This window comes from Salicibibacter cibarius (assembly GCF_016495725.1).
Taxonomy (GTDB): domain Bacteria; phylum Bacillota; class Bacilli; order Bacillales; family Marinococcaceae; genus Salicibibacter; species Salicibibacter cibarius.
Genome location: NZ_CP054705.1, coordinates 3605776 through 3632077 on the forward strand (window position 1 = coordinate 3605776; position 26302 = coordinate 3632077).

Consider the following 26302-nt stretch of genomic DNA (forward strand, 5'->3'; position numbering starts at 1 on the left):
AGAAAAGGAGAGTGATTTGAATGACCTTCACCATCAACAATGACTTTAACAAACAATTAGCTGAAATTGTAGGAAAGGGGCGAGTAAAAGACTTGGAACATCGAGGTTTTCTCGCTGCACAGATTGTGAGTTATCGTCATAATAAGAACATGACTCAACAAGATTTGGCGAATGCCATCAACGTCACAAAATCTACCATCGGGCGGTTGGAAGCAGGTTTAACGACTCCGAATTATAAAACACTTTTAGCTTTATCTGACGCACTACAGGCACCTATAATCATTGATGCCAATCGGGAGAGTGAAAAAGCAAATATATAAGAATCAGCAGGGAGGCGACCAGGCCCCAGGCGGCTCCCATCTATATACCCAATTGCTTTTGCACTTGGCACTCGCCATGCACCAAAACAATGACAGCTTTTTTCTTTCCTGGCTGCCAGTGACCAAAACTCAACTGACAATCATGATTTTCGTGCCCGAGTGTCCACACAAATGAGCCACAAGATCGCACGATTAGTGACCGGGCTTTAGATGATATCGCTAAGCGTCATGTTGGTTTAGTACAGATTAATCATTTACCCACAACATTTTTTGTATTTCTTCCCGCTTCCACAAGGGCACGGGTCGTTACGTCCGATCTTTTCCACTTTTTTAGCCGGATTCGTCGTCATGCTTAGCTGTGGCATAGCTGTTTGTCGCTCTTTCCTTATTTTCCGCTTCGGTTGTTCGAAAGAAGCCCACCTGTGCAATTCCTCTACAGTATCATCAATATATAAGGCACGAGTGAGTTGCTTTTGTCTTTTTAAATGCATTTCTTCCGATTCTTGCAATGTTTGATCCACATTATCTATGTTAATAACACCAAGTTCGACGACACCTTTTTTATATAAATCTTCAATTTCCTCATATATTTCAACCGGATACAATGCATTGCTCGCAGCAACAATCGCTGCATTTACATAATAATTGTCGGTCTGAAGCTTTGTTGTCATAAGTGTTTTGAAATAATCAAGCACGTCTTCCCGGGAAAGTTCACCATTGAGCACCAATACAGCCAAGCACCTCATTGCTGCGCTACGAACGTATTCACCCACTTCCGCATCTTCGATTAACCCTTTTATCACTTCGATGTCACCATCATAAACGGATGCTAATATCCGGTCTGCATCTTCGGTGATCACATCTCCGAATAAATCATGCGGCATTCTACCAGGGAATCTCAAAATATCGACCCACAAGGGGAAAAATTCCTTAACCCTGAACTGAGCAAGCAAATAACATGCATAGATGTGGTCAAAACGCGTGGGAGCATCGAGGACAGCATTAGGATTCTCCCTTAATTCTTCCATAATATCAAGAAGGTGAGGGATAGCTTCTTCTTTTCCATCAATCAATTCCTGCAGTTTCTTGCGTGGAAAAATTCTATCATCGTTATAACGTATCGAATCTAATATTTCTTTCATCGTTGGAATCTACCCCTTCTTTACTATTTTCCTAGCCTTTTTCAGTATATCTGCTTAAATTTTAGCACATTATCGTCTTTGTTTGGACCTTTCCCACCGAAAGAACCGCCTACATGAAACGTGTAGACGGCTCTTATTTATTCTGAAATCCCCAAGCGTTCTTTCCACCTGTCGATAGCCTTGCGGACTTGCGTAAAGCCCGTGCCTCCTTCGCTGTTGCGGCGGGCGACCACTTGATACGGATTCAATGTCTCGTAAATGTCTTCCTCGAACCGGTCACTCGCCTCTCGGAAGACGGAAAAAGGACAGTCGGCGAGGACGATGTCGTTTTCAATACAGTAGAGGACGAGTTTTCCGACCACCTCATGGGCTTCCCTGAACGGCATTCCCTTTGCGGCTAGATAGTCGGCAAGTTCCGTTGCATTGGAAAAGTCCGAAGAGACGGCCTGCGCGGTTGTTTTTTCTTGAACAACCATGGAGTCGACCATCCCGGTGAAAATTTTCAATGATCCTTTGACAGTCACGACGGCATCAAACACGCCTTCCTTGTCCTCCTGCATATCTTTGTTATAGGCGAGCGGCAAACTTTTTAACGTCGTCAATAAACTTACAAGACTACCGTATACGCGCCCCGTTTTCCCCCGAACAAGCTCGGCCATATCCGGGTTCTTTTTTTGCGGCATAATGCTGCTTCCGGTGGCAAACGTATCGTCAAGTTCAATAAAACTGAATTCCTCGCTTGACCAAAGAATGATCTCTTCGGACAACCGGGATAAGTGCATCATAATCGTAGAAGCGATACTTAAAAATTCAATTAGAAAATCACGGTCGCTGACCGCATCCAGGCTATTTTCATAGATCGCGTCAAACCCTAATGTTTCCGCCGTTTGCCGGCGATCAATCGGGAAGGTCGTTCCCGCGAGCGCGCCGGCGCCAAGCGGTGAGATGTTCACGCGTTTCAAACTATCACTAAGCCTGTCCGCGTCCCGCTCCAACATCGCTACATACGCGAGCAAATGGTGTCCCATGGATATCGGCTGTGCTCTCTGCAAATGGGTGTACCCAGGAATCATCGTTTCCGTATGTTCATCGGCCCGGCTCACGAGCACCCGTTGAAAATCGCGAATCATGGCAATGATCGTTTCCGTTTCTTCACGCATAAACAGATGCATATCCGTTGCCACTTGATCGTTTCGGCTACGGGCGGTATGAAGTTTACCGGCTACTTCGCCGATTTCTTCCGTTAACAATTTCTCAATGTTCATATGAATATCCTCATATTTCACATCAAAAGAGAGCTCCCCGTTTACTGCCTTTTTTTCCAACGTGGCAAGGCCATCGTGAATCTTCCTGCCTTCTTCTTCACTAATAATATTGCAAGAACGGAGCATGGCCACATGAGCCATGCTCCCTTGAATATCCTGAGCGACGAGTTTTTGGTCAAAACCGATCGACGCGCCGAATTCATCGACCCAGGCTTCCGCTTCTTTCGTAAATCGACCGCCCCACAGTTTGGTCATACTTCCACACCATTCTTATTGACTTTGCTATGCACTTTCGTCGGCAATCCCCACAATTGCATAAAGCCGACGGCTGCATTGTGGTCAAACTCATCCTCCGGCGTGTATGTCGCCAGTTTTTCATCATAAAGGGTGTAAGGCGAAGTGCGCCCTTCAACGATCGCGTGGCCTTTAAACAGTTTCACGCGCACCTTGCCGGTGACGCTTTTCTGTGATTCTTTTATAAATGCTTCCAATGCCGGTCGCAACGAAGCGAACCAGAGCCCTTTATAAATGAGTTCCGTCAATTCTTTCGATACGATCGGTTTGAAATGGGCCATTTCACGTGGCAACGTCAAATCTTCCAACTCTTTGTGCGCAGTTAGAAGCGTCATCGCTCCCGGGCATTCATACACTTCACGGGATTTAATGCCGACGAGACGGTTTTCCACGTGATCGATTCGTCCAATGCCGTGAGTGCCCGCTTTTTCATTCAAGTGCATGATCAATTGATCGAGTTCATAAGCGACGCCATCGACGGCAACGGGTTTGCCTTGTTCGAAGTCAATTTCAATAACCTCAGGCGAATCCGGTGTTTTTTCAAGTGGGTTCGTTAAGTCGTAAGCACCCTCCGGCGGCGTTGCCCACGGATCTTCAAGAATGCCGCATTCATTGCTGCGTCCCCAAAGGTTTTCATCGATGGAATACGGGTTATCGAGATCGACGGGAACCGGAATGTTATGTTTTTTTGCATATTCAATTTCTTCATCACGGGACCAACCCCACTCACGCACAGGTGCAATGACGTCAAGATCCGGATTTAACGCTTGAATGGACACTTCAAAGCGGACTTGGTCATTTCCCTTTCCGGTACAGCCGTGGGCAATTGTGCCTGCACCCGTCTGTTCGGCAATTTCCACGAGTTTTTTCGCGATCAACGGACGTGAAAGCGCGGAAACGAGCGGATACTTTTGTTCATACATGGCTTGCGCTTGAAGGGCAGGCAAGACGTATTCTTCCGCAAATTCTTTTTTCGCGTCAACCGTATACGATTGTGCCGCTCCTACATCCAACGCTTTCTGTTTCACCGTTTCCAAGTCTTTTCCTTCCCCGACATCCAAACCAACCGCGATGACTTCATACCCTTGGTCCATCAACCAACGAACGGCAACGGATGTGTCCAGTCCGCCTGAATAGGCCAAGACAACTTTCTCTTTATTCATGGGATCTCCTCCAATTTATACGAATAAAAATTCTTTTAAAGTTATTTTTATGCATTGTTGTGTAAAAAAAGAGGGCGAAAGCTCCTCTGCAATTTCTATTTTTAACTTTATCATGGTTTTTACCGAAACTCAATACTTATACATGATTTTTTATATTAATGTATTCTTGGCCAGCGTCCATTAATGACAAAGGCTGGCGTCAATTTCAGTATTAACCTCTGCCATGCCAACGATCCAGTAAATATCGTTTTTCATAGTAAACGCCGGATATGTCTGAAACTTGTTTTGCTAATCGGTAGTTACTATACGCTCCGTATGCAATGCCAACCAAAGGAACGCCTTGAATAAGTTTTTTCCGCAACATAAAAATCATCGCCAATTTTCCGATTTGCCGAAGCGGTTGATGCAGCCACTCCTCATTAATAATTTGTTCGTTTCCATTATAAAAACCCGGAAAAGCGCCAACGATATTCTCCTCCTCCGCCTCGAGTTCTTTCCACCCTTGGAATTGCGTAGAGGAGGGGGAGGTTCCCACTTCAAACACTTTCAAGGCGATCATCATTTCCGCCGGGTGACGCATATCGTAACCAAACGAGAGCGCGGATAACTGCACGGTGCGTAAGTTGATAGCCATGAGCAACGGGAGGTCTGCCGCCAACAAAAACGGGCCGCCGAACCCGGTAATGCCTCCCTGACCGAAAGCGAACAGCCGTTGTTTTGCCACCATTTGCATACGAATGAATTGATTTTGTTCGAGCGTCAATTTTCTTACGTCCGTTATGGTCGCAATGTCGTCGCGAAACACACGGGCCGTCGCGAGAATACGTTCTTCAACTTCCCGTTGCACGTTCGCGTTCAGAATCATGCTTTGCGTATAAAAAAGAAAGCGATCGACACCTTCGATTAATTTTTCCTGCCATTTTTTCGGCAACCGGGATGCTGCCTCCGCTTGCAATTCTTGCACGGACCACGTTTGCATATCCCGATTTTCAAAATAGCGTTCTTCCCACTCGCGAATGGCCTGCAATCGTTCTTCAATTTGCTCCGGTGACGATGGCATGATACGTCCTCCTTTACCCGTTTTGATGGAAAAACTGCTCGAACCACTCATTGATGCGCTTGATCATATCGCTTAACGCTTCCGCACGTGTAAAAGACGGGAGTTCGGCGAATAATGCTTGTGGCGGGGCCTGTACACCCGGACCGTTTTTCTGCAGCAGCCAGATGCTCTTGGCGTACTGGTCGTTTTTAAACATGGATTCCGGCAATTGCAAAAGGCCGAGCGTTACCGCTTCCCTTTTTACAAATTCGCGGAGGGCTTCCGCGCCTTCGCGCGTAAACATCGTGTTCGGGATCAAAAACATGGCAAACCCGCTTTCTTTAAGCGCTTTCCAGGAATTTTCAAAGATTGCATATTCAACAGGCATTCGCCCTTCTTCGGGACGTGTGTAAAAATCGGCAACGATCTCGTCGTTTGCATAATAGCCAACGGGCAAGTCCGATACGATGACATCAACTTCGGGCAGTCCACGCTGGCTAACGCTATCCATTTGCAAAATTTGCAGGGAGTGGCGTTGTAAATTTGCCATTGCAAATGCGATACGGACTAACGCGTCATCAACTTCAGCGCCAATCGCGCCCTCCACCCCGTCCGTATCATTTAGGATTGCCGTCAGTAAATTCGCGGTACCCATGGCAGGGTCAAATAACCGAATGTCTCGTTCTTCGCCGATGAGTTTTTTTAACAAGTAGGAGACAAAGAACGCGACACCATCCGGCGTCATAGCATGATGAGGTTGGACGTTTTCCTTCATCCCTTTGAGGATCGCCAGTTGAAAAGCCTTGCGCACAACTTCACGATCTAGCTGCCCTTTTGGAGCATCTTTCAAAAATCGCTTGATTTTTTCTTTCGCTGGATCGGAAAAAGGTTTTTCGGTGGTGCCCTGGTATAAAATATCGCCCGCTTCCGCCAATGCATCCAAATATGTATATGCGTGGTCCTCGCTTATGGCGATTGCCATTTGATCCAATGCATGAAAAAGTTGTTCGATCTCCGTTTGCTCCGTCATTCCGCTCACCTCACGACTTTTATTTTACCACAGAATGCCATATCCAAAAAATACCCCAGCGTAGGCTGAGGTTCGTTCGCTTTTGCGTTGTTTACTTTGTTTCTTTTGCCGCTGAAATAGCCGCATCATAATCGGGATGATTGGTGGCTTCAGGTACGTATTCAGCATGTGTAACCGTTCCGTTGCTATCAAGCACGAACACACCTCTTGCAAGCAGCCGCATTTCCTTAATGCCGATCCCGAATGCTTCTCCGAATGAAAAATCACGATGGTCCGAAAGCATGGTGAGGTTATCGATGCCTTCTGCGGCACACCAACGCTTTTGCGCAAACGGTAAATCGACGCTAATCGTTAACACTTCAACGTTGTCCAATTTCGCCGCCTCTTCATTAAAGCGCCGTGTCTGCTGGGCACAGACACCGGTATCCACGGAGGGCACAACGCTAATAACTCGAACTTTCCCCTGATGGTTGCCCAAGCTATGCGCCTGCATGCTCGTATCAAGGGCTGTGAAGTTCGGCGCTTGACTGCCTTCTTTTACTTCTGTCCCGATTAATGCCACCGGGTTTCCATTAAATGTTACGCTTGCCATGATTAATCTTCGCCTCCTTGTTTTTCTCCGACAGTTCTCTATACCCAATTTTTCGGAAAGAAAAACAAGCCGAAGCGAGCCATTCCGTCGGTCATTGCTTAATCAATATGCGGATAGTGCCGATCATCGACGTGAGGCGCCTCATGGTGATCATCACGGACCAATTGTTTTATTTTCTCAACGACTTGCGGTGCAAATTCGAGCAGTTTCTCATAAAAATGGGCTTGATTATCAAGATGAATCATTTTCACCCCTGCCGTACCGACGATGAGGAATGCTATCGGAGTAATGGAGACACCGCCACCGCTTCCCCCGCCAAAAGGATAACTGTCTTCATCGTCGTAGGCTTCTGTTCGATCCGTCACGATTTGGCTCCCTCCGGCGGCAAAACCGAAGCCCACTTTTGACACAGGTACGATGACGCTGCCGTCCGGTGTTTCGACGGGGTCGCCAATAATCGTATTTACATCAACCATTTCTTTAATGTTTTCCATCGCTGTTTTCATTAAGCCTTGAATCGGGTGCTCTGACATAAACACTATGCCTCCTTCGATACATTTCGATCCTGAGGGTTATGTTTAGGACTTTGTTTTTTCCTTTTACGGACATGAATCAAAACCCGGATCAACCCACGCATAGCGTTCCCGACAGAAAAAGATACTATACAAGTTAAAGAGGTGCGAAAAAAAGCTGCTTGAAAGACAGGCGTTACGTTTAAATGGGGCATATGCCTCACTGTCATCAATTTCGCAATAAGCGCAAAGACCGCTGATTTCCCCATCCAAGCAAATCCGGATAAGGTTCCTGCAGTCGCGGCATCACCGGTACCGAGAACGGATTCCCATCGAAATTCGTGCACGCGGATGTTTTTAAGAAATTGCCCGACTATTTTCGTAAAATCCGTGACACGATTCAAGGCTGACTGAGCCGTTTCCTTCTGTTTTTCCACATCCGTCGGCGTTCCTTTCTTTTCTGACTGCTTCGTTTTTCTCTTATTGAATGCGCCGGACGTTTGTAGATCATAGTCCACGGAGAAAGAGTCATCATCCATTTTGATCGAAGGGATGTCCCAACGTTTTTTTATGAGCCCACGGAAAACGGATACCGTCAAATTTCCTTCGTTATCCCGGCCCTGTTGGGTATAGCTTACGTGGACCCTCACACGGATAAAAAGGCACAAAATGAGCAATAAAACGATTATGAGTCCTAAAAGCAGCCAAATCATAGCAATCACCATTGTCAGTATGGGCATCTCTCGAAGGAGCTAAACGCACTGTATGTTGTATGGAAGCATTGGGAAGCTAAAAAGGCGAAGCGAATATTACAGAAAAAAGGGGTTGAAAGCATGAAGACAAACGTGGGAACACTCGATGCCATCATGCGCATCACTTGCGGTTTAACGGGGTTGGTTTGGGGCGCCTCAAAAATGTCCAGGCACTATGACCGGACAATGCCTATGCTCGTTTCGATTTATTCGGCAATGAAAGTCGCGGAAGGAATCACTCGTTATTGCCCGATACTGGACATGTTAAATGTGAACAGCGAGAGATTGTTGACGCGTAACGAGAACGATCCATCCCCGTCTTCGGATAAAAATGTGCAAGAACTCACCCGTTCCCATTAAAGGTTAAGAGAGCTGTTGTTATCTGCCAGTTTAAAACGAAGTGATCTCGCGCCACCCGACGATTGGGTGGCGCCTAGTCGCGTATTTCAAAAGTTCTGCCCCAGCCCCATTCCGCAACGGCTTTTTGTCCCTCTAGGAGCAGCTTAACCTCCGTTTGAGGGATTACCTTGCCTTTCTTGTTCCTCTCAGAGCGGCTCGACCTCCGTTTGAGGAATTACTTCGCCTCCCTTGTTCCTCTCAGGGCAGCTCGACCTCTGCCTGAGGGATTACTTCGCCTCCCTTGTTCCTCTCAGAGCAGCTCGACCTCCGTTTGAGGAATTACTTCGCCTCTCTTGTTCCTTTCAGGGCAGTTCGACCTCTGCCTGAGGGATTACTCGCAATTCCGAGCAGACTGTGATTCGTAACCTCTTTTTCGTTCTCCCTCTTCAAAGTGTCCGAGGTTACGCTTGCAAACTCGCCGATTTGAATAACCGGACGTATGGAATATACACTTTAAACAGCAAAGAACCGCACTCCCGAAGAGATACGGTTCTTTTTCCGTCATTCTGCATCATCATTCTTATTCTGGCGACGATCAAAAACAACCCGTGTGTCGGCAAGCAAATCATGAACACCTGCTTTTTGCGGGTGTAAACCGACAACGATGTACATCAGATTTGTAAAACCGAGCACCCGGTGGATCATGCGACCCGCGACTTCCCGAAAGAACGCGTCACCCCACGTTAAGGGATTGCCGTCTTCTCGTTGCACGCGCAGACCAAAGATCATTTTGCCGAGCGTTTGCCCGACCAGTTTCGTCATGATGCCGAAATAAACATAAGCGACAACGGAAGTCAGAAGGCCGACAACCGTGATTCCAAAAAATAACGTCGGAGAGGCATCGAGGAACATGAAGATTGGTCTGATAAACAAAGCATTCAAGGAAAAGACGATAAGCAGGTCCACCAAGTAAGCCCAAAAGCGCATCCAGAAGCCGGCATACATGCTCACTTCAACGGAATGAGACGGGTTCTTCCGTAGAGACTCGCCTTCGTCTTGTTCTCGTTGGCCTCCAAACCTTTCCCCGTTTTCATTGTAAGGTATGTCCAAAGTCCACCCCTCCTTTACTGCTCATATAGATACATCAATCTCGGTGAGTTTTCTTGTTGAAGCAAGCCGACGAGTTCGGACAGTTCGTTGCTGTTGTCTGTAAACTGCTCAATCCCGGCCCCAAACAGTGAACCAAAGCCACCAAGGTCCGGTTGATAACGCACGACCTGAGGGCTCTCAAGACCAAGATCTTCTTGCATCGTCTCAACCGTATCGTCAAGGCCGCCGAGGCCGTCAATCAATCCGTTATCCAACGCTTGATTCCCTGTATAAATGCGGCCATCCGCCAAATCTCTTACGGTATCCTCCGGCATATCGCGACCTTCTACAATAACGTCCACAAATTCATCCAGCATTTCATCGGCCATATCTTGCAAGATTTCTTCTTCATCTTCTTCCATCTCCCGGGTTCCGCTCAAGATGTCCTTATAAGGTCCGGTTGTAATGGTATTATCTTCAACGCCTAAGTCCTCTAAAAGCTCGGAAAAGTTCAGGCCACCGATCCCGCCGGACAACACAACACCGATCGATCCCGTTAGTGTGGATGGATGCGCTGAAATGTAATCCGCCGGCGCAGACACATAATAGCCCCCGGAAGCGGCCATTCCGCCCATTGATGAGTAGACCGTCTTCTCATACGTTTCTTGTGCCTCTACGATTTTATCATGAATTTCTTCGCTTTCAATTAAACCACCGCCGGGGCTGTCCACCTCTAGCACAATCCCGTCGACAGTCGGATCTTCCATAGCATTGTCCAGCATATCAAGGAGTTGCTGGTGATTATAACCCGCGGCCATAAAGGCTGACTCTTGTCCCATATCCTGAATGACACCGTCTAATTCAATCACCGCAATTCGACCATCACTTCCTTGTTCCATCACTTCTTCCCTGAAGGGATCATCCAAGCCTGCCCCTTCAAATGCCTGGTCGAAATCCGCGCTAACAATCGTTGCAAATAGGTTAAACATTAATGAAATCCCTACGACGGCGACAGCAACAACGAGCGCCACCCAACGTTTCACGTTCATATAATCCCTCTCTTTTAGAAAAATCGGCTTTATTTTCAACCGTTAGACTACCCATACTCGTACATAATGCTTTCATCAACAACCGTGTATACAACTTTCATATGCAACAGTTCATCGGGGTCCTCCATCGATAGCGGATCGCCGTCCAACACGGTAAAATCCGCACGATACCCGGGGGAAATCCATCCGTAATGGGCATCATCCCCGCTTGCTTTCGCGCTTCCCCGCGTATATAACTGCACGGCTTCAAATGCGGATAACTTCTCGTCCGGTAGAAAGCCTGCATGTGCCTCCCCAGGTTTACGGCGTGTTATTGCCGCGTGTAAACCCAGCAACGGGTCAGGAGGTTCAATCGGGACATCAGATCCGCCGGCGCACACAAGGCCGCTCTGCAATAATGTTTTCCATGCATAAGAATAAGAGAGCCTTTCTCGGCCCAAAAGTTTTTTTACCCACGGGAAATCTGAAACGGTAAAACGCGGTTGCAAATCAAGCACCACCGGCAATTGCCGCATCCGTCGGATCAGTGTTTCGCTAGCAATCTGCACGTGGATGAGCCGATCTTTTTTTCCTTCCGGCGGCGGATGAGCTTCAATGGCGTCAAGAGTGTACGCCAAAGCCGCGTCTCCGATTACATGGACGGCAACCGTCATTTCCTTCTCGCGAATGCGCTTAACGGCAGCTTTTAACGCTCCAGGTGAATAAATCGCCACCCCTCTGTTTCGCGGATCATCGGTGTATGGTTCCAATAACCAAGCGGAATGGCTGCCCAATGCACCATCGGCAAAGATTTTCACCGCACCAAATGTTTGAAAATCCGACGATGTTTGCTCCGAAGCAAGAAAATCGGCAAGTACATGCTCGTTCACGAGGTGATGGACACGAAATTTTCTTTTCTCTTCGTCAAAAGTTTTCCGATAAGCTCGAAGCACACGTGAAAAACTGCCATAATAAGCAAGGTCCTCCGTATGTACGCCGGTAAGGCCTGTTTGAACCATATGATCAAATGCAATCGTTAATGCCTTCTCCAGCACGGCCTCTGTGGGATCGGGCGCGACACGTTGAATGAAATCCTGCGCTTCATCCAATAAAAGCCCGGTCAATGCTCCTTTTTCATCTTTGCCGATCACCCCACCTGACGGATCCGGGGTTGAACGATCAAGACCTGCCAGTTGCATCGCTTTGCTGTTTACGATCATCGCGTGCCTGCATATACGCATGAGCACAACCGGACGGTCCGGAAAACGTTCATCCAATTCTTCTTTTCGGATCATGTGCTGATCCGAAAAATTATTTTCGTTCCATCCCTCTCCAATCAACCATTCCCCATCTTCCAACGTCGTTGCTTCGTTTTCCAACTCGCGTAAAAGTTGACGGCTGCTCGTTACCGATGAGAGATTCAGACGCAATAGATTTTGGCCAAAGCCCATCATATGCCCATGGCTATCCACGAAGCCCGGGAACATCGTGGCTCCTTGTAAATCAACGTTCGAAAAAACGCGAGGCTTATAAGCTTTTTCAAGCGATTGCAAATCACCGACATCCACAATACGGCCATCTTCGGTGAAAACAGCTTCGGCACGTGCATGCGCATGCTCCATAGTACGAATAATACCGTTATACCATAGCGTCCCCATTGATGGCCCCCTGTCTCCCTCATGAAACAATTTTGTTGTCACGTTTTATTTTCCCAAACAGATGCCAGAAATGCAATTCTAGCGGTCAGAAGCGGGAGGGGGTTATAGCAATTCCTCGAACGCCGGGCTCAAGGGCTCATTCGCGTCAATCGTTAACGTTTCCCGGTTTGATACGGCTTTTTCCAGCATCTCGTCCATGTCTAAAAATGACTCGTAGAAATTGGCTTTTTCTCTTTTCGGTTTTGTTTTCGACTCTGCCGGCAAGAAAATAGTACAGCAATCTTCATAAGGCAATATTGACGTTTCAAACGTTCCGATCTGCTCGGCGATATCCGTCACTTCGATTTTGTCCATCGTGATCAGCGGGCGCAAAACCGGTAAATTGGCAACCTCCTCGATCGTGTGCATGCTCGCGAGCGTCTGCGACGATACTTGGCCAAGACTTTCCCCGTTTACGAGGGCGAGCGCTTCCCGTTCTCTCGCCACCCGTTCACTAATCCTCATCATCATCCGCCGCATGATCGTCATTTCGTAATTAGTCGCTACTTCTTTGTGAATATATTGCTGTATTTCTGTGAACGGAATCACATGCAGACGAATGGTCGTCCCGTACCCGGCGAGAATACGGCTTAAGTCAATCACTTTCTGTTTCGCGCGCTCGTTCGTGAACGGCGGACTGTGAAAATGCACGGCTTCTAATTCTGCCCCGCGTTTTAACGCCAGATAGCCTGCTACCGGACTATCAATCCCTCCGGAAAGCATAAGCATGACTTTCCCTGATGAACCGACGGGTAATCCGCCCGGACCCGGAATTTTTCCGGCGCTAATATACGTTCCATGTTCACGCACTTCAACGAGCAATTCCACATCCGGATGGTGAACATCGACCGTGATGTCCTCCGTGTTTTTCAAGACGTGACTTCCGATTTCGTGATTCAACTGCTGCGAACGGATTGGAAAAGATTTAAAGGAACGACGCGCGCTCACCTTGAATGTTTTCGCACCCGGTTGATCTTGCATGACTCGTAGCGCAGTTGCCTGAATATCCAACAGTTCATGGCTTGTTTTTCGTGCATACGATAAGGACGAGATTCCAAAAATACACTGTAATTTTCCCATGATTGCTTCTGCGTCTTCATCATGTGTATCCACGACTAACCTTCCGGTCGTACGCCGTGCTTTTGCCCCGGGAAAAGCAGCAAGCGCACGGTTAATGTTTCCTTTTAACGCCCGTTCAAAATCTGCACGGTTTTTGCCTTTCAGGGCGATTTCACTGTATCGCACAAGAATGTGGTCCACTTTCATACATTCACCTCATTCACGCGGCGGATTTCCGGTACTATTTCGTCGAGAGCTGATAGGAGCTGACGAATGTCCGCTTCCTTCGTTTCATGAGAAAAGCTGAAACGAAGTCCTGTTTCCGCCCGTTCTTCATGGCCAAATTGGGCGGCGAGTACTTCACTAGCCGTCTGCAAACGGGACGCACAGGCGGACTTTGACGATACATGGATGTTCTTCTTCGTAAGCGCCTGAATCACGATTTCCGGACGAGCGCCGAGTACGGAAACGTTCACTATGTGGGGAGCGCTTATCTCGTCCGGTGTGTTGACAACCATCCCTTCACGATCCCGGCATGCTTGGATGAGTAGCTCTTTATTTTTTTCAAGCGAATCTTTTGCATCCTGATACCGTTCGAAAGATAAGCGTAACGCTTTTGCAAATGCCACGATCCCCGGGAGATTTTCCGTTCCCGAGCGCACGTTCTGCTCCTGGCCGCCCCCGTGGAATAAAGGCTCAACCCGGACCCCATTACGGATATAAACCAAGCCCGTGCCTTTAAGGCCGTGGATTTTATGGGCAGAAAATGTGCAAAGATCAATACCGCTGTTTTTTAGTTCCAGCGGCACTTTTGTCGCGCCTTGAACGTGATCCACGTGGAAGCGGATCTTTTCTTGGCTTTTCAGCCACTCCCCAATCTTTTCTACCGGTTGAATCGCTCCGGTTTCATGATTCACGTGCATGATGGAAACGAGAATGGTCGATTCTCGGATGGCTTCTTTTACATTTTCGAGACTTACACGACCTTCCCGATCCACAGGGAGATAGGTGACTTCGAATCCATGGGTTTCCAAGTAACGACACGTTTCCAGCACCGACGGGTGCTCAACGGCACTCGTAATGATATGGTTGCCGCGCCCGCGGCGGGCATAAGCGGCTCCTTTAATCGCCAGATTGTTGCCTTCGGTACCTCCTGACGTAAACGTAAGTTCACCGGTATTTATATCCAAAATGTTCGCGATCGACTGTCTGGCTTTCCGTAATAACTGTTCCGCCACTGACCCGTAATCATGTAATGAAGACGGGTTGCCGAAATGGCGAATCGCGGTTTTTTGATACGTATCCAGCACTTCATCGTATGGCAAGCTCGTCGCGCTGTTATCTAAATAAATCATGATTCAATCCCTCACATTGCTTACTTTCGGTCAACGGCACTATATTATAGCATACCGTCGGGTGGTTGACGAAATATGAAGCTGATCGAAAAAAATGAGCTTCCCGCATAAAATAACGGCAGTTTTGGAAAAAATCGGCTTCCGCCAAGTCCTTATGGTGGAAGCCTTAGTTTTACTTATACTTTAATTCTTTACCAAGTTAAACATACTTAAAGTACAATAAAATCAACGCCGGAGAGCAGGGGAACAGCTCCACTCGCTTTCCGATTGGTTTTCCTTTCCCTTATTTGACAGAGTCCAAAGCCATTTGCCGTTGACTGCGCTTGTCCCATTCCGTTTGGAGAGTGCTGAATGCGTACGGCACAAGACGCTCCAATGCCCTCGCCGTGTCATTAATGGCATCCTCATAATAACCATTTCTGAATTGCCATTCCGCTTCGTTAAGGATCGGGGGTAACTCTGCAAATTGATTGCGATAGCGATTTCCGAATTGCAACAATCGCTCAGCCCAATTGGCTTGATCGATCGTTTCGTTAAGCGTATGGGATGCTTGCTCGATTCCTTGCCGGCTTTGTTCAAGTGCCTCTTGGATAACTTTCATATTCAGAGGTGTCGTTTCCAGCATAGCCGTGGCTTTTTCAAGTTCTTTCCCGGCATAGTCGAGATGGTCAACGAGTATTTCCGGAACCGCCGGAAGCTGGCTTTTTTGCAACTTAAACTGGGTTTCCATCATCCAAACGCGCAACTCTTTTAATAGTTCTATCGCGCGTGTTTCATCGCCGCGTATTTCTTGCAGCCGTTCCAGCGATTCATTAATACTGTCCTCAATCTCGCCCATTCGAAGATTCAAATTTTCCAGTTTCTCTCGTAAATCAGCGTAGGATTGTTTTTGATTCGCATGCAAATCTTCAAACGCTCGCTCCTCTTTACCAACATCCGCGACTTCTTTTTGGATCGATTCAATCTTCGATTTATCTTCCTCGGGCAATTGATAATTTATTTCCACACCACTGCGCTCGTCTTCTAAATCGGAAAGTAAGTTAATAAGGGCTTCATGGCGTACTTTTAAAGACGCCAAGCCATTTTCGACCTCGTGCTTCGCTTCTTTTTCCCGTTCCAATAAAGCGACATTTTGCGCGAGGGTTTCCTTGATTTGCTCAAGTTTCTCTTCCACGTCTGTCAATTCCAACGCAGACACGTTTTCCTTCAAGTAGATTAACGTTGCATCGATTTCATCAAGATCTTCATAAACAGTAAAATGTTCAAAAGAAAACGCATTCTCTTCCATTTCACGTATGTCCGAACGCAATTCCCTCGCTTGCTCCGGAATTCCACGGTCGATTTCACCTAAAAATTTGGGCACGTTTTCGATTTGATCATGTATCTCCTCTAACGTTTCTTGTAAAAATAACAAGTGCTCGCGTGCGCGCATGTAGTTCCCGCTTTTCGTCTCTTCGTCGTACGCCTCCAGTTCCTCCCGGCATTGTTTTACTTTTTCTTCCAAAAGAGGGCCGGCTTCGCCTAACGATCGCCATTGGCGAGAGAGTAAAGATCGGACTTCCTTGTATTTTTCGGTGACCTTTTCGATCTCCTCACGGTTCTTTTCTTCACTGTTGACGAGTTGCTCAACTTCTTGTCGGATCGTTGATATATCTTCTTCAATTGCATTTAAATGATGGTCGGCTTCTACAAGTTTTTCTTTGGCACGGCGAAATTGATACTTATTTGCGATTTCTTCGATATCAAACAAGTACATTTCCATTTCCGGCAGGCGCTCATCGGCAATTTCATCCCATGTCTCGCGCCATCTTTCGAATTTTTCTTCTGTTTCCCCGGAAATGGTCAATCCTTTTACCCGGCTGATTTCATCAGCTACAGGTTCGCTCATCATTTGCCCTTTTCGTTGATCGAGATTGTCAACACTTTGATAGATTTGCCGTCGATTGAATACGCCGTATGCAACCACTAAAGCAATGGCTACCACGATTCCGATGAAAACGTACACCATTATGCTTCACTCCAGTTATCCGTAGCATTCCAAGTTATCACTATTTTATATGTATTTTTCGTCATAAGAAAGCAATATCCTTTAATTTCATAGGAAAATGTGTCATTTTTTCTATGATAACATGGAATGGGGATAAATAGGGAAACGTATGGAGGTAAATTTAATGAAAAAAATTCAATATGATGGGCATGTCCACACGCCATTTTGCCCACACGGAAGCAATGCATCATTGGAACAATATATTGAACAGGCCATTTCACTTGGGTATAAAGGCATTAGTTTTTGTGAACACGCTCCCCTTCCGGAGGGTTTTCCCGACCCGACGCCGAACAAAGACAGCGGAATGTTACATTCCCATATGGAAGGTTATATCGCAGCGATCCAAAAGGTGCGCGAACGTTATAAAAAAGATATCGCGATTCAAATTGGTCTGGAAATTGATTTTATTGAAGGGTTTGAAACGGGGACGAAGGCATTTCTTGATGAATACGGCCCACACCTTGATGACGCGATTCTTTCAGTGCATTTTATTTTTACGAGGGGTGCGTACGGACTGCTTGATTATAGCGCAGAAGCCTTCGGGGAGATAGCAAAACAAGCGGGCGGCGTCGATCAGCTTGTCGAACGTTACTATGAAACGGTGCTACTTTCCATTTCTTCCGACCTTGGAAAATATAAGCCGCACCGCCTCGGTCATGTGAGCCTTGTGCGAAAGTTCCGTAAAAACTTCAAGCTACCGAAAGATGCGTACTGGCTTGAAACGGTTTTGGCCGCGACGAAAAAAAGTGGGCTTTCATTGGACGTCAACGGCGCCGGCGTCATCAAACCGTTGTGCGGAGAACCCTACCCACCGGTAGCTATTGTTGAAAAAGCCGAACGTATGGGCATTCCGCTCGTCTACGGATCCGACGCCCATCACCCGGACGGACTCGGGCAGGGAAGAGTAGGATTGCCGGAGGTGGCGTTCGATGCGCCGGGAAAACACCTACGGAATTGACACAACCTAATTTCAATGACACGGTATAAAAATGATTATCACGGAGATGTTGTTATGAAAAATGAAACGAAGGTTAAACTCTTTGACGGAGGAAAAGTGGTTATCCCGGTTAAATTTCGTAATGCTTTGGGTCTTGATGAAGGCGATGAATTAATTCTTAGGATGGATCAAGGGAGTTTACGGTTGCTTACCGACAAGCAAGCAATCAAAAAAGCCCAATCGGTCGTTCGCCGTTATACAGGAAAAAACCGATCATTGGCTGAGGAAGTGATCGCCGAACGACGGAAAGGAGTCGGTTACTAGACGCATCTGCTAAGAGAGGTCGGATACGGAACGCCACTAAAAACAGGAAGTTTGTGGCGCTTCTAGTATCCGACCAGTGCTTGCGTTTTTGCCTCGGATGTTGTTAGGACAACATCATCATTGCCGGTGGCGATGATTGTTTCTCGCAAATTTGCACTTCCACAAACTGGCGCACGTGCTTCATATAATGATATAAAAATGTGCGGTCGCTAGGTTCTAAATGAAACACTTCACGGATATGTTGCGCGTGCAAAAAAGGCATCGTGACCATTCCGCGCAAATGCAAAATCGCCCACTCTTTCCGCATGCCTTTAAATACGCCCTCTTTTTTTCCCGCTTCCAATACCTGTCTAAATAAATGTTTTTCTTTCATATAATAACTGGCCATCACTTCACGAACGAGAATGGAATCGAGCGTCAATTCCCGTAAAACGAGCCTGGCCATACGATGATGCGTTTGCTGGAACTGAAGGGCGGCTTCAATGATCGCGAGCAGACGTTCAAAGCTTCCGGACGTCTGTTCCAAAGCTTCTTCGATTTCTTTTAAGTATCCTTCCAGATACGTATTAATCAAGTTTTCCAACATCCCTTTTTTTCCACCAAAATAATACGAGATAAGCGCAACATTAACCCCTGCGCGATCGGCTATTGCTCGCACGGACGTCCCGCTGTACCCTTTTGTCATAAACAAGTCAATTGCTGCTTCGGCGACCTTGTCTTTCGTGCCTTGGTTTACTGCCATCTTCGTCGCCTCCATTCATATTGTCCTTCTCTTGCTATATTCGCTTCTCCCTCGCGCGTTCCTGCAAATACTTCTCGACTACTTATAAGGGTTTTCGGCATGTTATAATAATTCCGGACATTCAACAAAAGAAAGAGGGCTGGAAACATGTTTGAACCTGTGACATACAGCAAAAATATGGAGGAAAAATACGAACAATTACGCAAGCAAGGAGAAGCGTTACTGAGCGACGAAAAAGATCAAATCGCCAATTTATCCAACATCACCGCACTTTTAAATCAATTTCTCGATCGCGTCAATTGGGTAGGATTTTATCTTTTCAAAGAAGGAGAACTCGTTCTCGGACCGTTTCAGGGACTCCCCGCCTGTATTCGCATCCCAATCGGAAAAGGCGTGTGCGGCACGGCTGCTGAAACGGGCAAAACGCAAGTCGTGGAAAACGTTCATGACTTCCCCGGACACATCGCCTGTGATGCACAATCCCAGTCAGAGGTCGTCGTCCCGATCATGATCGACGATGAGTTATTCGGCGTGCTCGACATCGACTCTCCCGAAATTGGCCGTTTTTCAGAAGAAGAAGGGGTGTTGTTGGAGAAGTTTATGCAACGGGTCGTGCCATTCATCCGCGGTTAAGACAGAGGGAGACCGATTCACCCCTCAACTTTGACGATATTTTTTGACACAGAATAGACACAAACGAGCAAATTCATGCTATACTACTGTCACAAGGGCTGTATCTGTGAGGAACGGCACCGATGTGTAGTGGGAACATGCAAAAAGCCCAGCTGCTTGGATCCCGGAAAGGACCTGGACAGCACGATAAAAATGCTTTTTCGTATGCGCTATCTTTCTGCCTTCATCCCTTGGAAGAAGGCTTTTTGCCGTTTCATGCAGGTTCTTGAAATACCACATGAAACCGGAGGGAAGAAAGATGAAAACTACAGCTCAATTGAAAAAAATGAAGAAAGACCGGGAACCGATTGCCATGCTCACCGCGTATGATGCGCCTTCCGCTCACCTTGCGGAACGTGCAGGTGTTGACTTAATTTTGGTCGGCGATTCGTTAGGCATGGTTGTGCTTGGCTACAACTCCACGATTCCGGTGACGGTCGATGACATGGTCCTTCACACGAAGGCAGTGAAAAAAGGAGCGCGTGATACATTTGTCGTTACGGACCTTCCGTTCTTTTCTTACCACGGAGATTTTCCCGAAACTTCCAGTCATGTCAGACGTTACCTTCAGGAGGCCGGCGCTGATGCCGTGAAAATGGAAGGCGGCATTGAAACAGTCGACACTGTAAAAAAACTTGTGCAAGCCGGCGTTCCCGTCATGGGCCACCTCGGATTAACGCCACAATCCGTCGGCGTGATCGGCGGTTATAAAGTGCAAGGCAAGGAATCCTCGGAAGCGGAACATCTTATCATGGAAGCACAAGCACTGGAAGAAGCAGGCGCTTTCGCTGTCGTCCTTGAATGCGTTCCGAAACAGCTGGGCGCACTCGTTGCCGAGCGTTTGGACATTCCGGTCATCGGCATTGGCGCCGGAGCGGAAACCGACGGCCAAGTGCTCGTTTACCATGACGTGATCGGCTATGGCTCCGAACATGTGCCAAAATTTGTGAAGCAATATGCAAATATATCGCCGCATATTGAAGCAGGCCTGGAAAACTACGTTAGCGATGTTAAATCCCGCACGTTCCCCGAAGAGGCAAACACATTTACGATGAAAGAGGAACAACTCGAAGGATTGTACGGCACGCAATTTGCAACGGAGGGGAAATAATGTTTCGCACCATGATGAAAGCAAAGCTGCATCGCGCGCGTGTGACAGAGGCAAACCTTGAATATGTAGGCAGCATTACCATCGATGAGGATTTAATGGACGAGGTTGATTTGTTGGAAAATGAAAAAGTCCAAATCGTAAACAATAACAACGGCGAACGTTTTGAAACATATGTCATAAAGGGGACGCGCGGAAAGCGCGACATCTGTCTGAACGGCGCCGCCGCCAGGCTTGTGCAACCAGGCGATGTCGTCATCATATTATCTTACGCCCTCATGCCAGACGATGCCGCGCAAAATCATCGACCGAAGGTTGCGATTATGGATGAAAAAAATGACATTGCAGAGATGTTGGATACAGAACCTGCGTCCACGGTGTTATGAACGAAAAACCCACCCGGTGCTCGGGTGGGTTTTTGTCCAGTTTCACTGACATCTATGGTTATAGTTAGGTTATGCAATGATCGGCTTCTCAAGGGGGCGAACGGTTCACTCTCACGCCGGAAACGGAAGGGGGTGACCCTATGACAGTATATCAATGGATCATGGCAGGCTGCGCTTGCGGATCATTAATTGTTGGTGTGCTGACACTCATCTTCTTTTATAAAAAGAAGTAACCTCCTTGAGCTAGCAGGCCAGAAGGTTACCCTTTCCTACTGAGCCGTTACCCCTCTTGCAGGGGTACGGTCCATTGCTGGCCGCAGACATGGAGCTTCTGCGGTCTTTAATATATTATGCGGAAATTCTTCTTTGTATGTTCATTATACCACGAATTTAGGGTTTTCACACTAAAAAATCGCAAAGAATAGCACTGCTCAACGATATCAACGCGATAACCGTGATAATGTCAGTGTCAGCGATGTGCCAAAGTAGCTACGACAGTCTCCTCTTTTTAACGATCGCCTGGATTCTATAACTGCGGCTAGTAACCGTCACTCTCTCCTTCACCCGTAACAATCGCAATACCCGAACTTGTTCCAATCCGGTCGGTGCCCGCTTCGATAAAAGTCCTTGCGTCTTCTGCTGTCTTAACACCGCCGGCAGCTTTAAGTTTTCCGTTTTCACCGACGACTTCTTTCATTAATTTAATATCGGCGAGTGTCGCGCCGGCCGTGTGAAAGCCGGTTGATGTTTTTACATAATCGGCACCTGCTTCAAGCGCGAGACGAGTTGCTAGTTTCTTTTCTTCATCGGTTAGTCTGCTTGTCTCGATAATCACTTTTACAAGCGCCCGGCCGCCGCTGGCGATTACGACTGCCTCAATGTCAGCTCGAACGCCCTCCTCATCACCTGATTTCAGGGCGCCGGCATTGATGACCATATCCACGTCTGACGCGCCCTGTTCAATGGCTTTCTCCGTTTCATAGGCCTTTACACCCGATAAGTTCATGCCGTGCGGGAAACCGATGACCGTTGTTACACCGACACCGCTCCCTTCCAATGCTTGCACAGCTGTCGTTACCCAATACGGCGGGATACAAACAGTGGCAAAATGATAGTCTTTCGCCTCTTCGCACAATGCCACGATATCAGCTTTCGTCGCTTCCGGTTTTAGGAGGGTGTGATCAATATATGCGGTTAGTTCGTTCTGCTTCATTTTTATCTGCCTCTCTTTTTTATTTTCAATATAACATTTCCTAATCTCGCGGCAAACCGCCGGTTGACTTTGCCATACATTCGCTATACAATATAACTTGTGTTAAAAGACAGCAAGGTAAACGTACAACGTGCACCCTTCCATTTTGTTCCTCGACTGCGGCTGACCTATCGAGGTGCATCCCGTAACTCCCGGCTGTCGGAGCGAAGATGTGTGAAAGCAAAATGAGCGTTGTAAGAGATTGCCTGCCGTTGTTCTTTTTCACGCCATTAAACGTGATAAAGGAGGAGCTTTCATGGCTCGCTATACAGGTCCAACCTGGAAAAAATCCCGCCGTCTAGGCGTTTCGCTTAGCGGAACGGGGAAAGAATTGGCAAAGCGCCCTTACCCGCCGGGTGAGCACGGCCCTACCCAACGAAAAAAATTAAGTGAATACGGTTTGCAGCTTCGGGAAAAACAGAAGCTTCGCTATATGTATGGATTAAATGAGCGTCAGTTCGTACGCACATTTGAAAAAGCCGGGAAAATGAAAGGTGTTCACGGCGAGAACTTCATGATTTTGCTGGAAAGACGCTTGGACAACCTTGTGTACCGTGCCGGCCTTGCACGCACACGCCAAGGCGCGCGTCAACTCGTGAATCATGGCCACATCACCGTAGATGGAGGACGTGTCGATATCCCGTCCTATACAGTAAAGCCGGGGCAAACCTTCGGTGTTCGCGAAAAATCCCGCAACTTGAGTGTGATCGCGGACGCACGCGAAGCGTTGGCTTTCGAACCGGAATATATTAATTTCGACGGAGACAAGTTGGAAGGAACGTTCACGCGTTTGCCGGAACGCTCCGAATTGCCGTCCGAAATTAGCGAAGCCCTCATCGTGGAGTGGTATTCACGTTAAGGCGTTTCAGAAACAACCTCCTGCTTTTGGGGGTTGTTTTTTTAATCAAGCGCTGACTTTTACCACAACCAGAGCATAATCAACAAATAAACCTGCACCATGACGTAAAAAGCCACCGAGTAACCCAAATTAAACTTTAATCCGTTTTTCCATAAGGCTAAATGATTGGATTGGCTCAAAACAATTAGCGGTAATATAAATGGAGATAAAAAAACCGTAATGGCACTTCCCAGCGTCAAGCTGAGCACAATTAATTCAGGGGGATAGGGTAAGTTAACACCTTGGAAAATACCACCAACGAGAACCATGACCGTTAATGGGCCAAGCCCGATAAAACCTAAAAAAATAACAAGAAAAGGCAGGAGCCAAAACATATGAATAAATGTAGAATCCGATATATGAATAATCGTGTTAACAGCCCATGTTCCTCCTCCAGAGGCAATAAAAACGTTAATTAACATACCGGCCGAGAGCATAATCCCCAGTTCCTGTGACTTTTGGGAGACTTCCTCTCTCAAATAATTAATACAATGTTGCTTCAAATGAGACCATTTCTTTTTTATCACATAATAAAAGCATGACCAAACAAGAACACACATCGAAATAATCATTAACAATCCCCAGTCCATAAAGTGATTGATCACTAATACCGGACCGAAAAGAGTGAGGAACAATAATGCGAATTCACGTGTCAAAAAATGGTTACGCTTCGTCTCATTCACAGGCATGTTTTGGTGCAATTCATGCAAAATACCTGTCGTATAATCCAATCCGCTTCTTTTTTCATGAACGATCATAAACAAAAGGGACAACAAGATCCCACAAATGGATATAAAAAATCCTTGGAACAATGTGAAACCTAAAGAAGCACCTGTACTTTCAATGATAAACACCACGCTGGGAATACTGATCACCCAGATCGTGCTAAGTCCAAAACCTCGCAATAAAGCTGTACCTTTAAAATATTCCCAGTCTTCGTCTTTTTTGTTCCCTAACAATACCTGAATAAATTGAAAGAGTACCGGAATTGCACTAAATAAAAGAAAATAGGCAACAAATTGGGTAATAAACATGACACCGGCGTAGAACCGTTTGCTCGTTTTTAAAAGGTTTTTCGCAGAGCCGATTAAGGCTTCAATATAATTTTCCTCACGGAGCACCCAACTAATCATCGGGATAACTAGGAGAAGCAAGATTATACCCCTCATTTCCCGGATACCTTCCCATAGTTGCATCCATAGTTCGCTGCCTAGTGTAATATATCCGATAAATATTGAAGCGATCGTTAAAAAATAAGGAACTGGACTATTCTTAGGTTTTAGCAGTATAAGTGCAAAGTGTAACGCCAACATTCCGCTTGTAGACATCAGTTGCAACATCCATCCCTTATCCATAAAAAAAGAAAAGAGGTACAATATCGCATATAAAAGAATGCTGATCGTAAAACCATACTGTACAATACGATTCATCTTGTCATTCTCCTTGCAGTCATTCATATTTACTTTCAATGTAATGAAGTCGCTATCCCCATAATATCTGAGAGCACCAAAAAACAAAACACCATCGCAAGGGTTTCATACAATCCACGCCCCCGAGGTGTTTCACCTACGACAAATTATATTTCTTCAATTTCTGCACGATCGTCGCCTTGCTCTCCCCTTCATTAATTTGAGTTAGAGCCGACATCTTGGTCGAAAACGTTGTTTTATAGAATTGCCGATCCATAATTAACGTGTTACAATTATTGAAATCGCTTACTCTTTTTGCTATCGGACTTCAATTAGCACTATACGATCTGTTACAAGTTTATGAATCTTCTATTTATCGAAAAGTCATAACATTCAGCTACATTACAAGGGGGCAATCGACCATGCCGTTTGCTGAACAACACTCGAAAAAATATGATGCTATCGTTATTGGGGCAGGTTTCTCCGGTCTGTATATGCTCTATCGTTTGCGGGAAGCAGGTTTCTCGGTACAAGTATACGAGGCAGCCCCGGACATTGGAGGAACGTGGTATTTTAACCGCTACCCCGGCGCCCGTTGTGACATCGAGAGCATTTATTACAACTATACGTTTTCCGAAGAGCTTTTGAATGAGTGGGAATGGTCTTCAAAGTATGCCGAACAGCACGAAATTTTGAACTATATTAATTTTGTGGCGGACAAACTCGACCTACGTAAGGACATTCAATTACAAACACGGGTGACGTCCGCTGAATATAATGAAGAAAATCAAAAATGGGAAATCGAATTGGAAAACGGCAGCATAGTAATAGCCACCTACTTTATTCCGGCTGTGGGCGTTCTTTCCGCTTCAAACATTCCGAATATTAAAGGCATCGATCAATTCAAAGGGGCGTTGTACCACACAGGCGAATGGCCTCATGAAAAAGTTGATTTCAAGGGCAAACGGGTCGGTGTGATTGGAACAGGATCAAGCGGCATTCAGGCTATCCCAGTCATTGCTCAAGAAGCCGGCCACCTCACCGTTTTTCAGCGAACCCCACAATATAGCAGCCCGGCGCATAACCATCCGCTCGATTCAGAAACGATTCATAAAACAAAAGAGAACTTCAACGAGATTAGAGAAACGATGTATACCTCAATGCATGGCGTCCCCTCCTCCGCCAGCACCCGTGCAGCCGTTCAAGATACACCCGAAGAACGAGAGCGTATTTACGAAAAAGCTTGGCAAGAGGGCGGACTATTTTCGCTGTTGTATACGTATAGCGATATAGCCTTTAGCCCGGAAGCGAATGAAACTGTGGCTCAATTTATCCGTTCCAAAATAAACAAGACGGTTCACGATCCGGAAACGGCAAAGAAACTCATGCCTAATTTTTATTACGGGACGAAGCGGCCGATTCTTAATACCGATTATTTTGAAACGTATAACCGCGAGAATGTTTCTCTCATTGATTTGCGTACCGCACCGATTGAAGAAATCACGCCGAGTGGATTGCGCACGTCTGACTTGGCATATGACTTGGACATTCTCGTTTTTGCGACGGGTTTTGACGCGTTAACGGGGCCTTTGCTTAAGTTAAACATTCAAGGCAAAAACGGCGTTACACTGAACGAGAAGTGGGCCGATGGTACGCAAACCTATTTGGGGATAGCAACTTCAGGTTTTCCGAACATGTTTATGATTACCGGCCCGCAAAGTCCGTCTGTGCTCAGCAACATGATCGTTTCGATCGAGCAACATGTCGATTGGATTATCGATTGCCTTGCCTACCTTAAAGAACATGAGGTAGAAGCGATTGAGGCAAACGCGGAAGCCGAGCAAATGTGGG

Annotated in this window: 25 protein-coding genes and 1 pseudogene; 9 read left to right on the plus strand and 17 right to left on the minus strand. The window is 46.7% G+C overall.

Annotated elements, in window-relative coordinates; all coding sequences use genetic code 11:
• Positions 1 to 20: 20 nt before the first annotated feature.
• Complete coding sequence (locus HUG15_RS18180) at positions 21 to 320, plus strand: helix-turn-helix domain-containing protein (RefSeq protein ID WP_200124484.1); 300 nt, start codon at positions 21 to 23, stop codon at positions 318 to 320.
• A gap of 254 nt (positions 321 to 574) precedes the next feature.
• Here HUG15_RS18180 and HUG15_RS18185 read toward each other — a convergent pair whose 3' ends face one another.
• From HUG15_RS18185 to HUG15_RS18220, 8 genes are all read right to left on the minus strand, one after another.
• Complete coding sequence (locus HUG15_RS18185) at positions 575 to 1462, minus strand: DUF1186 domain-containing protein (RefSeq protein ID WP_200124486.1); 888 nt, start codon at positions 1460 to 1462, stop codon at positions 575 to 577.
• A 137-nt stretch (positions 1463 to 1599) separates the two neighbouring features.
• On the minus strand, positions 1600 to 2982 hold the full coding sequence (gene argH / locus HUG15_RS18190; RefSeq protein WP_200124489.1) for an argininosuccinate lyase: 1383 nt from the start codon (positions 2980 to 2982) through the stop codon (positions 1600 to 1602).
• The gene (locus HUG15_RS18195; RefSeq protein WP_200124491.1) at positions 2979 to 4184 is read right to left on the minus strand and encodes an argininosuccinate synthase; all 1206 of its coding nucleotides are present in this window, start codon (positions 4182 to 4184) and stop codon (positions 2979 to 2981) included. The genes argH and HUG15_RS18195 overlap by 4 nt, the downstream gene beginning before the upstream one ends.
• Positions 4185 to 4395: 211 nt before the next feature.
• The gene (locus HUG15_RS18200) at positions 4396 to 5244 is read right to left on the minus strand and encodes an EcsC family protein (RefSeq protein WP_200124493.1); all 849 of its coding nucleotides are present in this window, start codon (positions 5242 to 5244) and stop codon (positions 4396 to 4398) included.
• A 13-nt stretch (positions 5245 to 5257) separates the two neighbouring features.
• Positions 5258 to 6253 carry a class I SAM-dependent methyltransferase gene (locus tag HUG15_RS18205; protein WP_200124495.1) on the minus strand — a complete coding sequence of 332 codons (996 nt, stop codon included), beginning with the start codon at positions 6251 to 6253 and terminating at the stop codon, positions 5258 to 5260.
• Between the two features lie 91 nt (positions 6254 to 6344).
• Complete coding sequence (tpx, locus tag HUG15_RS18210) at positions 6345 to 6845, minus strand: thiol peroxidase (protein WP_200124497.1); 501 nt, start codon at positions 6843 to 6845, stop codon at positions 6345 to 6347.
• Positions 6846 to 6943: 98 nt separating this feature from the next.
• Positions 6944 to 7378: a GerW family sporulation protein gene (gene ytfJ / locus HUG15_RS18215; protein ID WP_200124505.1), complete on the minus strand. Its 435-nt coding sequence runs from the start codon at positions 7376 to 7378 to the stop codon at positions 6944 to 6946.
• Positions 7379 to 7383: 5 nt separating this feature from the next.
• The gene (locus HUG15_RS18220; protein WP_211202262.1) at positions 7384 to 7956 is read right to left on the minus strand and encodes a DUF2953 domain-containing protein; all 573 of its coding nucleotides are present in this window, start codon (positions 7954 to 7956) and stop codon (positions 7384 to 7386) included.
• A gap of 234 nt (positions 7957 to 8190) precedes the next feature.
• On the opposite strand from HUG15_RS18220, the gene HUG15_RS18225 reads away from it, so the two are divergent.
• A complete protein-coding gene (locus tag HUG15_RS18225; RefSeq protein WP_200124509.1) occupies positions 8191 to 8469 on the plus strand; it encodes a YgaP family membrane protein in 279 nt (92 codons plus the stop codon).
• Between the two features lie 540 nt (positions 8470 to 9009).
• Here the strand turns inward: HUG15_RS18225 and HUG15_RS18230 are convergent.
• The 6 genes from HUG15_RS18230 to HUG15_RS18255 form a co-directional block, all read right to left on the minus strand.
• Positions 9010 to 9558 carry an RDD family protein gene (locus HUG15_RS18230; protein ID WP_246516396.1) on the minus strand — a complete coding sequence of 183 codons (549 nt, stop codon included), beginning with the start codon at positions 9556 to 9558 and terminating at the stop codon, positions 9010 to 9012.
• Positions 9559 to 9572: 14 nt separating this feature from the next.
• On the minus strand, positions 9573 to 10586 hold the full coding sequence (gene sppA, locus HUG15_RS18235; RefSeq protein WP_200124511.1) for a signal peptide peptidase SppA: 1014 nt from the start codon (positions 10584 to 10586) through the stop codon (positions 9573 to 9575).
• Between the two features lie 47 nt (positions 10587 to 10633).
• Positions 10634 to 12223 carry an amidohydrolase gene (locus HUG15_RS18240; RefSeq protein ID WP_200124513.1) on the minus strand — a complete coding sequence of 530 codons (1590 nt, stop codon included), beginning with the start codon at positions 12221 to 12223 and terminating at the stop codon, positions 10634 to 10636.
• Positions 12224 to 12325: 102 nt separating this feature from the next.
• Positions 12326 to 13528 (minus strand): tRNA uracil 4-sulfurtransferase ThiI, encoded by a 1203-nt coding sequence (thiI, locus tag HUG15_RS18245; protein WP_200124515.1) that lies wholly within the window; start codon positions 13526 to 13528, stop codon positions 12326 to 12328.
• Positions 13525 to 14676, minus strand: coding sequence for a cysteine desulfurase family protein (locus tag HUG15_RS18250; protein ID WP_200124517.1), 1152 nt, complete (start codon positions 14674 to 14676; stop codon positions 13525 to 13527). Before HUG15_RS18250 ends, thiI begins: the two co-directional genes overlap by 4 nt.
• Positions 14677 to 14959: 283 nt before the next feature.
• Positions 14960 to 16684 (minus strand): septation ring formation regulator EzrA, encoded by a 1725-nt coding sequence (locus tag HUG15_RS18255; protein WP_200124519.1) that lies wholly within the window; start codon positions 16682 to 16684, stop codon positions 14960 to 14962.
• A gap of 163 nt (positions 16685 to 16847) precedes the next feature.
• On the opposite strand from HUG15_RS18255, the gene hisJ reads away from it, so the two are divergent.
• Positions 16848 to 17681 (plus strand): histidinol-phosphatase HisJ, encoded by an 834-nt coding sequence (hisJ, locus tag HUG15_RS18260; protein ID WP_200124521.1) that lies wholly within the window; start codon positions 16848 to 16850, stop codon positions 17679 to 17681.
• Between the two features lie 54 nt (positions 17682 to 17735).
• Entirely contained in the window at positions 17736 to 17984 is a 249-nt protein-coding gene (locus HUG15_RS18265) for an AbrB/MazE/SpoVT family DNA-binding domain-containing protein (protein ID WP_200124523.1), read from the plus strand.
• A gap of 103 nt (positions 17985 to 18087) precedes the next feature.
• Here the strand turns inward: HUG15_RS18265 and refZ are convergent, their stop codons facing one another.
• Positions 18088 to 18726, minus strand: coding sequence for a forespore capture DNA-binding protein RefZ (refZ, locus tag HUG15_RS18270; RefSeq protein WP_200124525.1), 639 nt, complete (start codon positions 18724 to 18726; stop codon positions 18088 to 18090).
• Between the two features lie 147 nt (positions 18727 to 18873).
• On the opposite strand from refZ, the gene HUG15_RS18275 reads away from it, so the two are divergent.
• The 3 genes from HUG15_RS18275 (at position 18874) to panD (ending at position 20892) form a co-directional block, all read left to right on the plus strand.
• Positions 18874 to 19359: a GAF domain-containing protein gene (locus HUG15_RS18275; RefSeq protein WP_200124527.1), complete on the plus strand. Its 486-nt coding sequence runs from the start codon at positions 18874 to 18876 to the stop codon at positions 19357 to 19359.
• Between the two features lie 298 nt (positions 19360 to 19657).
• Entirely contained in the window at positions 19658 to 20509 is an 852-nt protein-coding gene (panB, locus tag HUG15_RS18280) for a 3-methyl-2-oxobutanoate hydroxymethyltransferase (protein ID WP_200124529.1), read from the plus strand.
• Positions 20509 to 20892 carry an aspartate 1-decarboxylase gene (panD, locus tag HUG15_RS18285; protein WP_200124531.1) on the plus strand — a complete coding sequence of 128 codons (384 nt, stop codon included), beginning with the start codon at positions 20509 to 20511 and terminating at the stop codon, positions 20890 to 20892. Before panB ends, panD begins: the two co-directional genes overlap by 1 nt.
• A gap of 538 nt (positions 20893 to 21430) precedes the next feature.
• Here the strand turns inward: panD and deoC are convergent.
• Positions 21431 to 22105, minus strand: a complete 675-nt coding sequence (deoC, locus tag HUG15_RS18290) for a deoxyribose-phosphate aldolase (protein WP_200124533.1) — start codon at positions 22103 to 22105, stop codon at positions 21431 to 21433.
• 295 nt (positions 22106 to 22400) lie between these two features.
• Between deoC and rpsD the strand changes: the two genes are divergently transcribed.
• Positions 22401 to 23003, plus strand: coding sequence for a 30S ribosomal protein S4 (gene rpsD / locus HUG15_RS18295; protein WP_200124535.1), 603 nt, complete (start codon positions 22401 to 22403; stop codon positions 23001 to 23003).
• A gap of 59 nt (positions 23004 to 23062) precedes the next feature.
• Here the strand turns inward: rpsD and HUG15_RS18300 are convergent, their stop codons facing one another.
• A complete protein-coding gene (locus HUG15_RS18300; RefSeq protein WP_200124538.1) occupies positions 23063 to 24472 on the minus strand; it encodes a hypothetical protein in 1410 nt (469 codons plus the stop codon).
• A gap of 473 nt (positions 24473 to 24945) precedes the next feature.
• Between HUG15_RS18300 and HUG15_RS23720 the strand changes: the two are divergent.
• A pseudogene (locus HUG15_RS23720) lies at positions 24946 to 25518 on the plus strand (flavin-containing monooxygenase); the annotation flags it as partial.
• Positions 25519 to 26302: the final 784 nt, after the last annotated feature.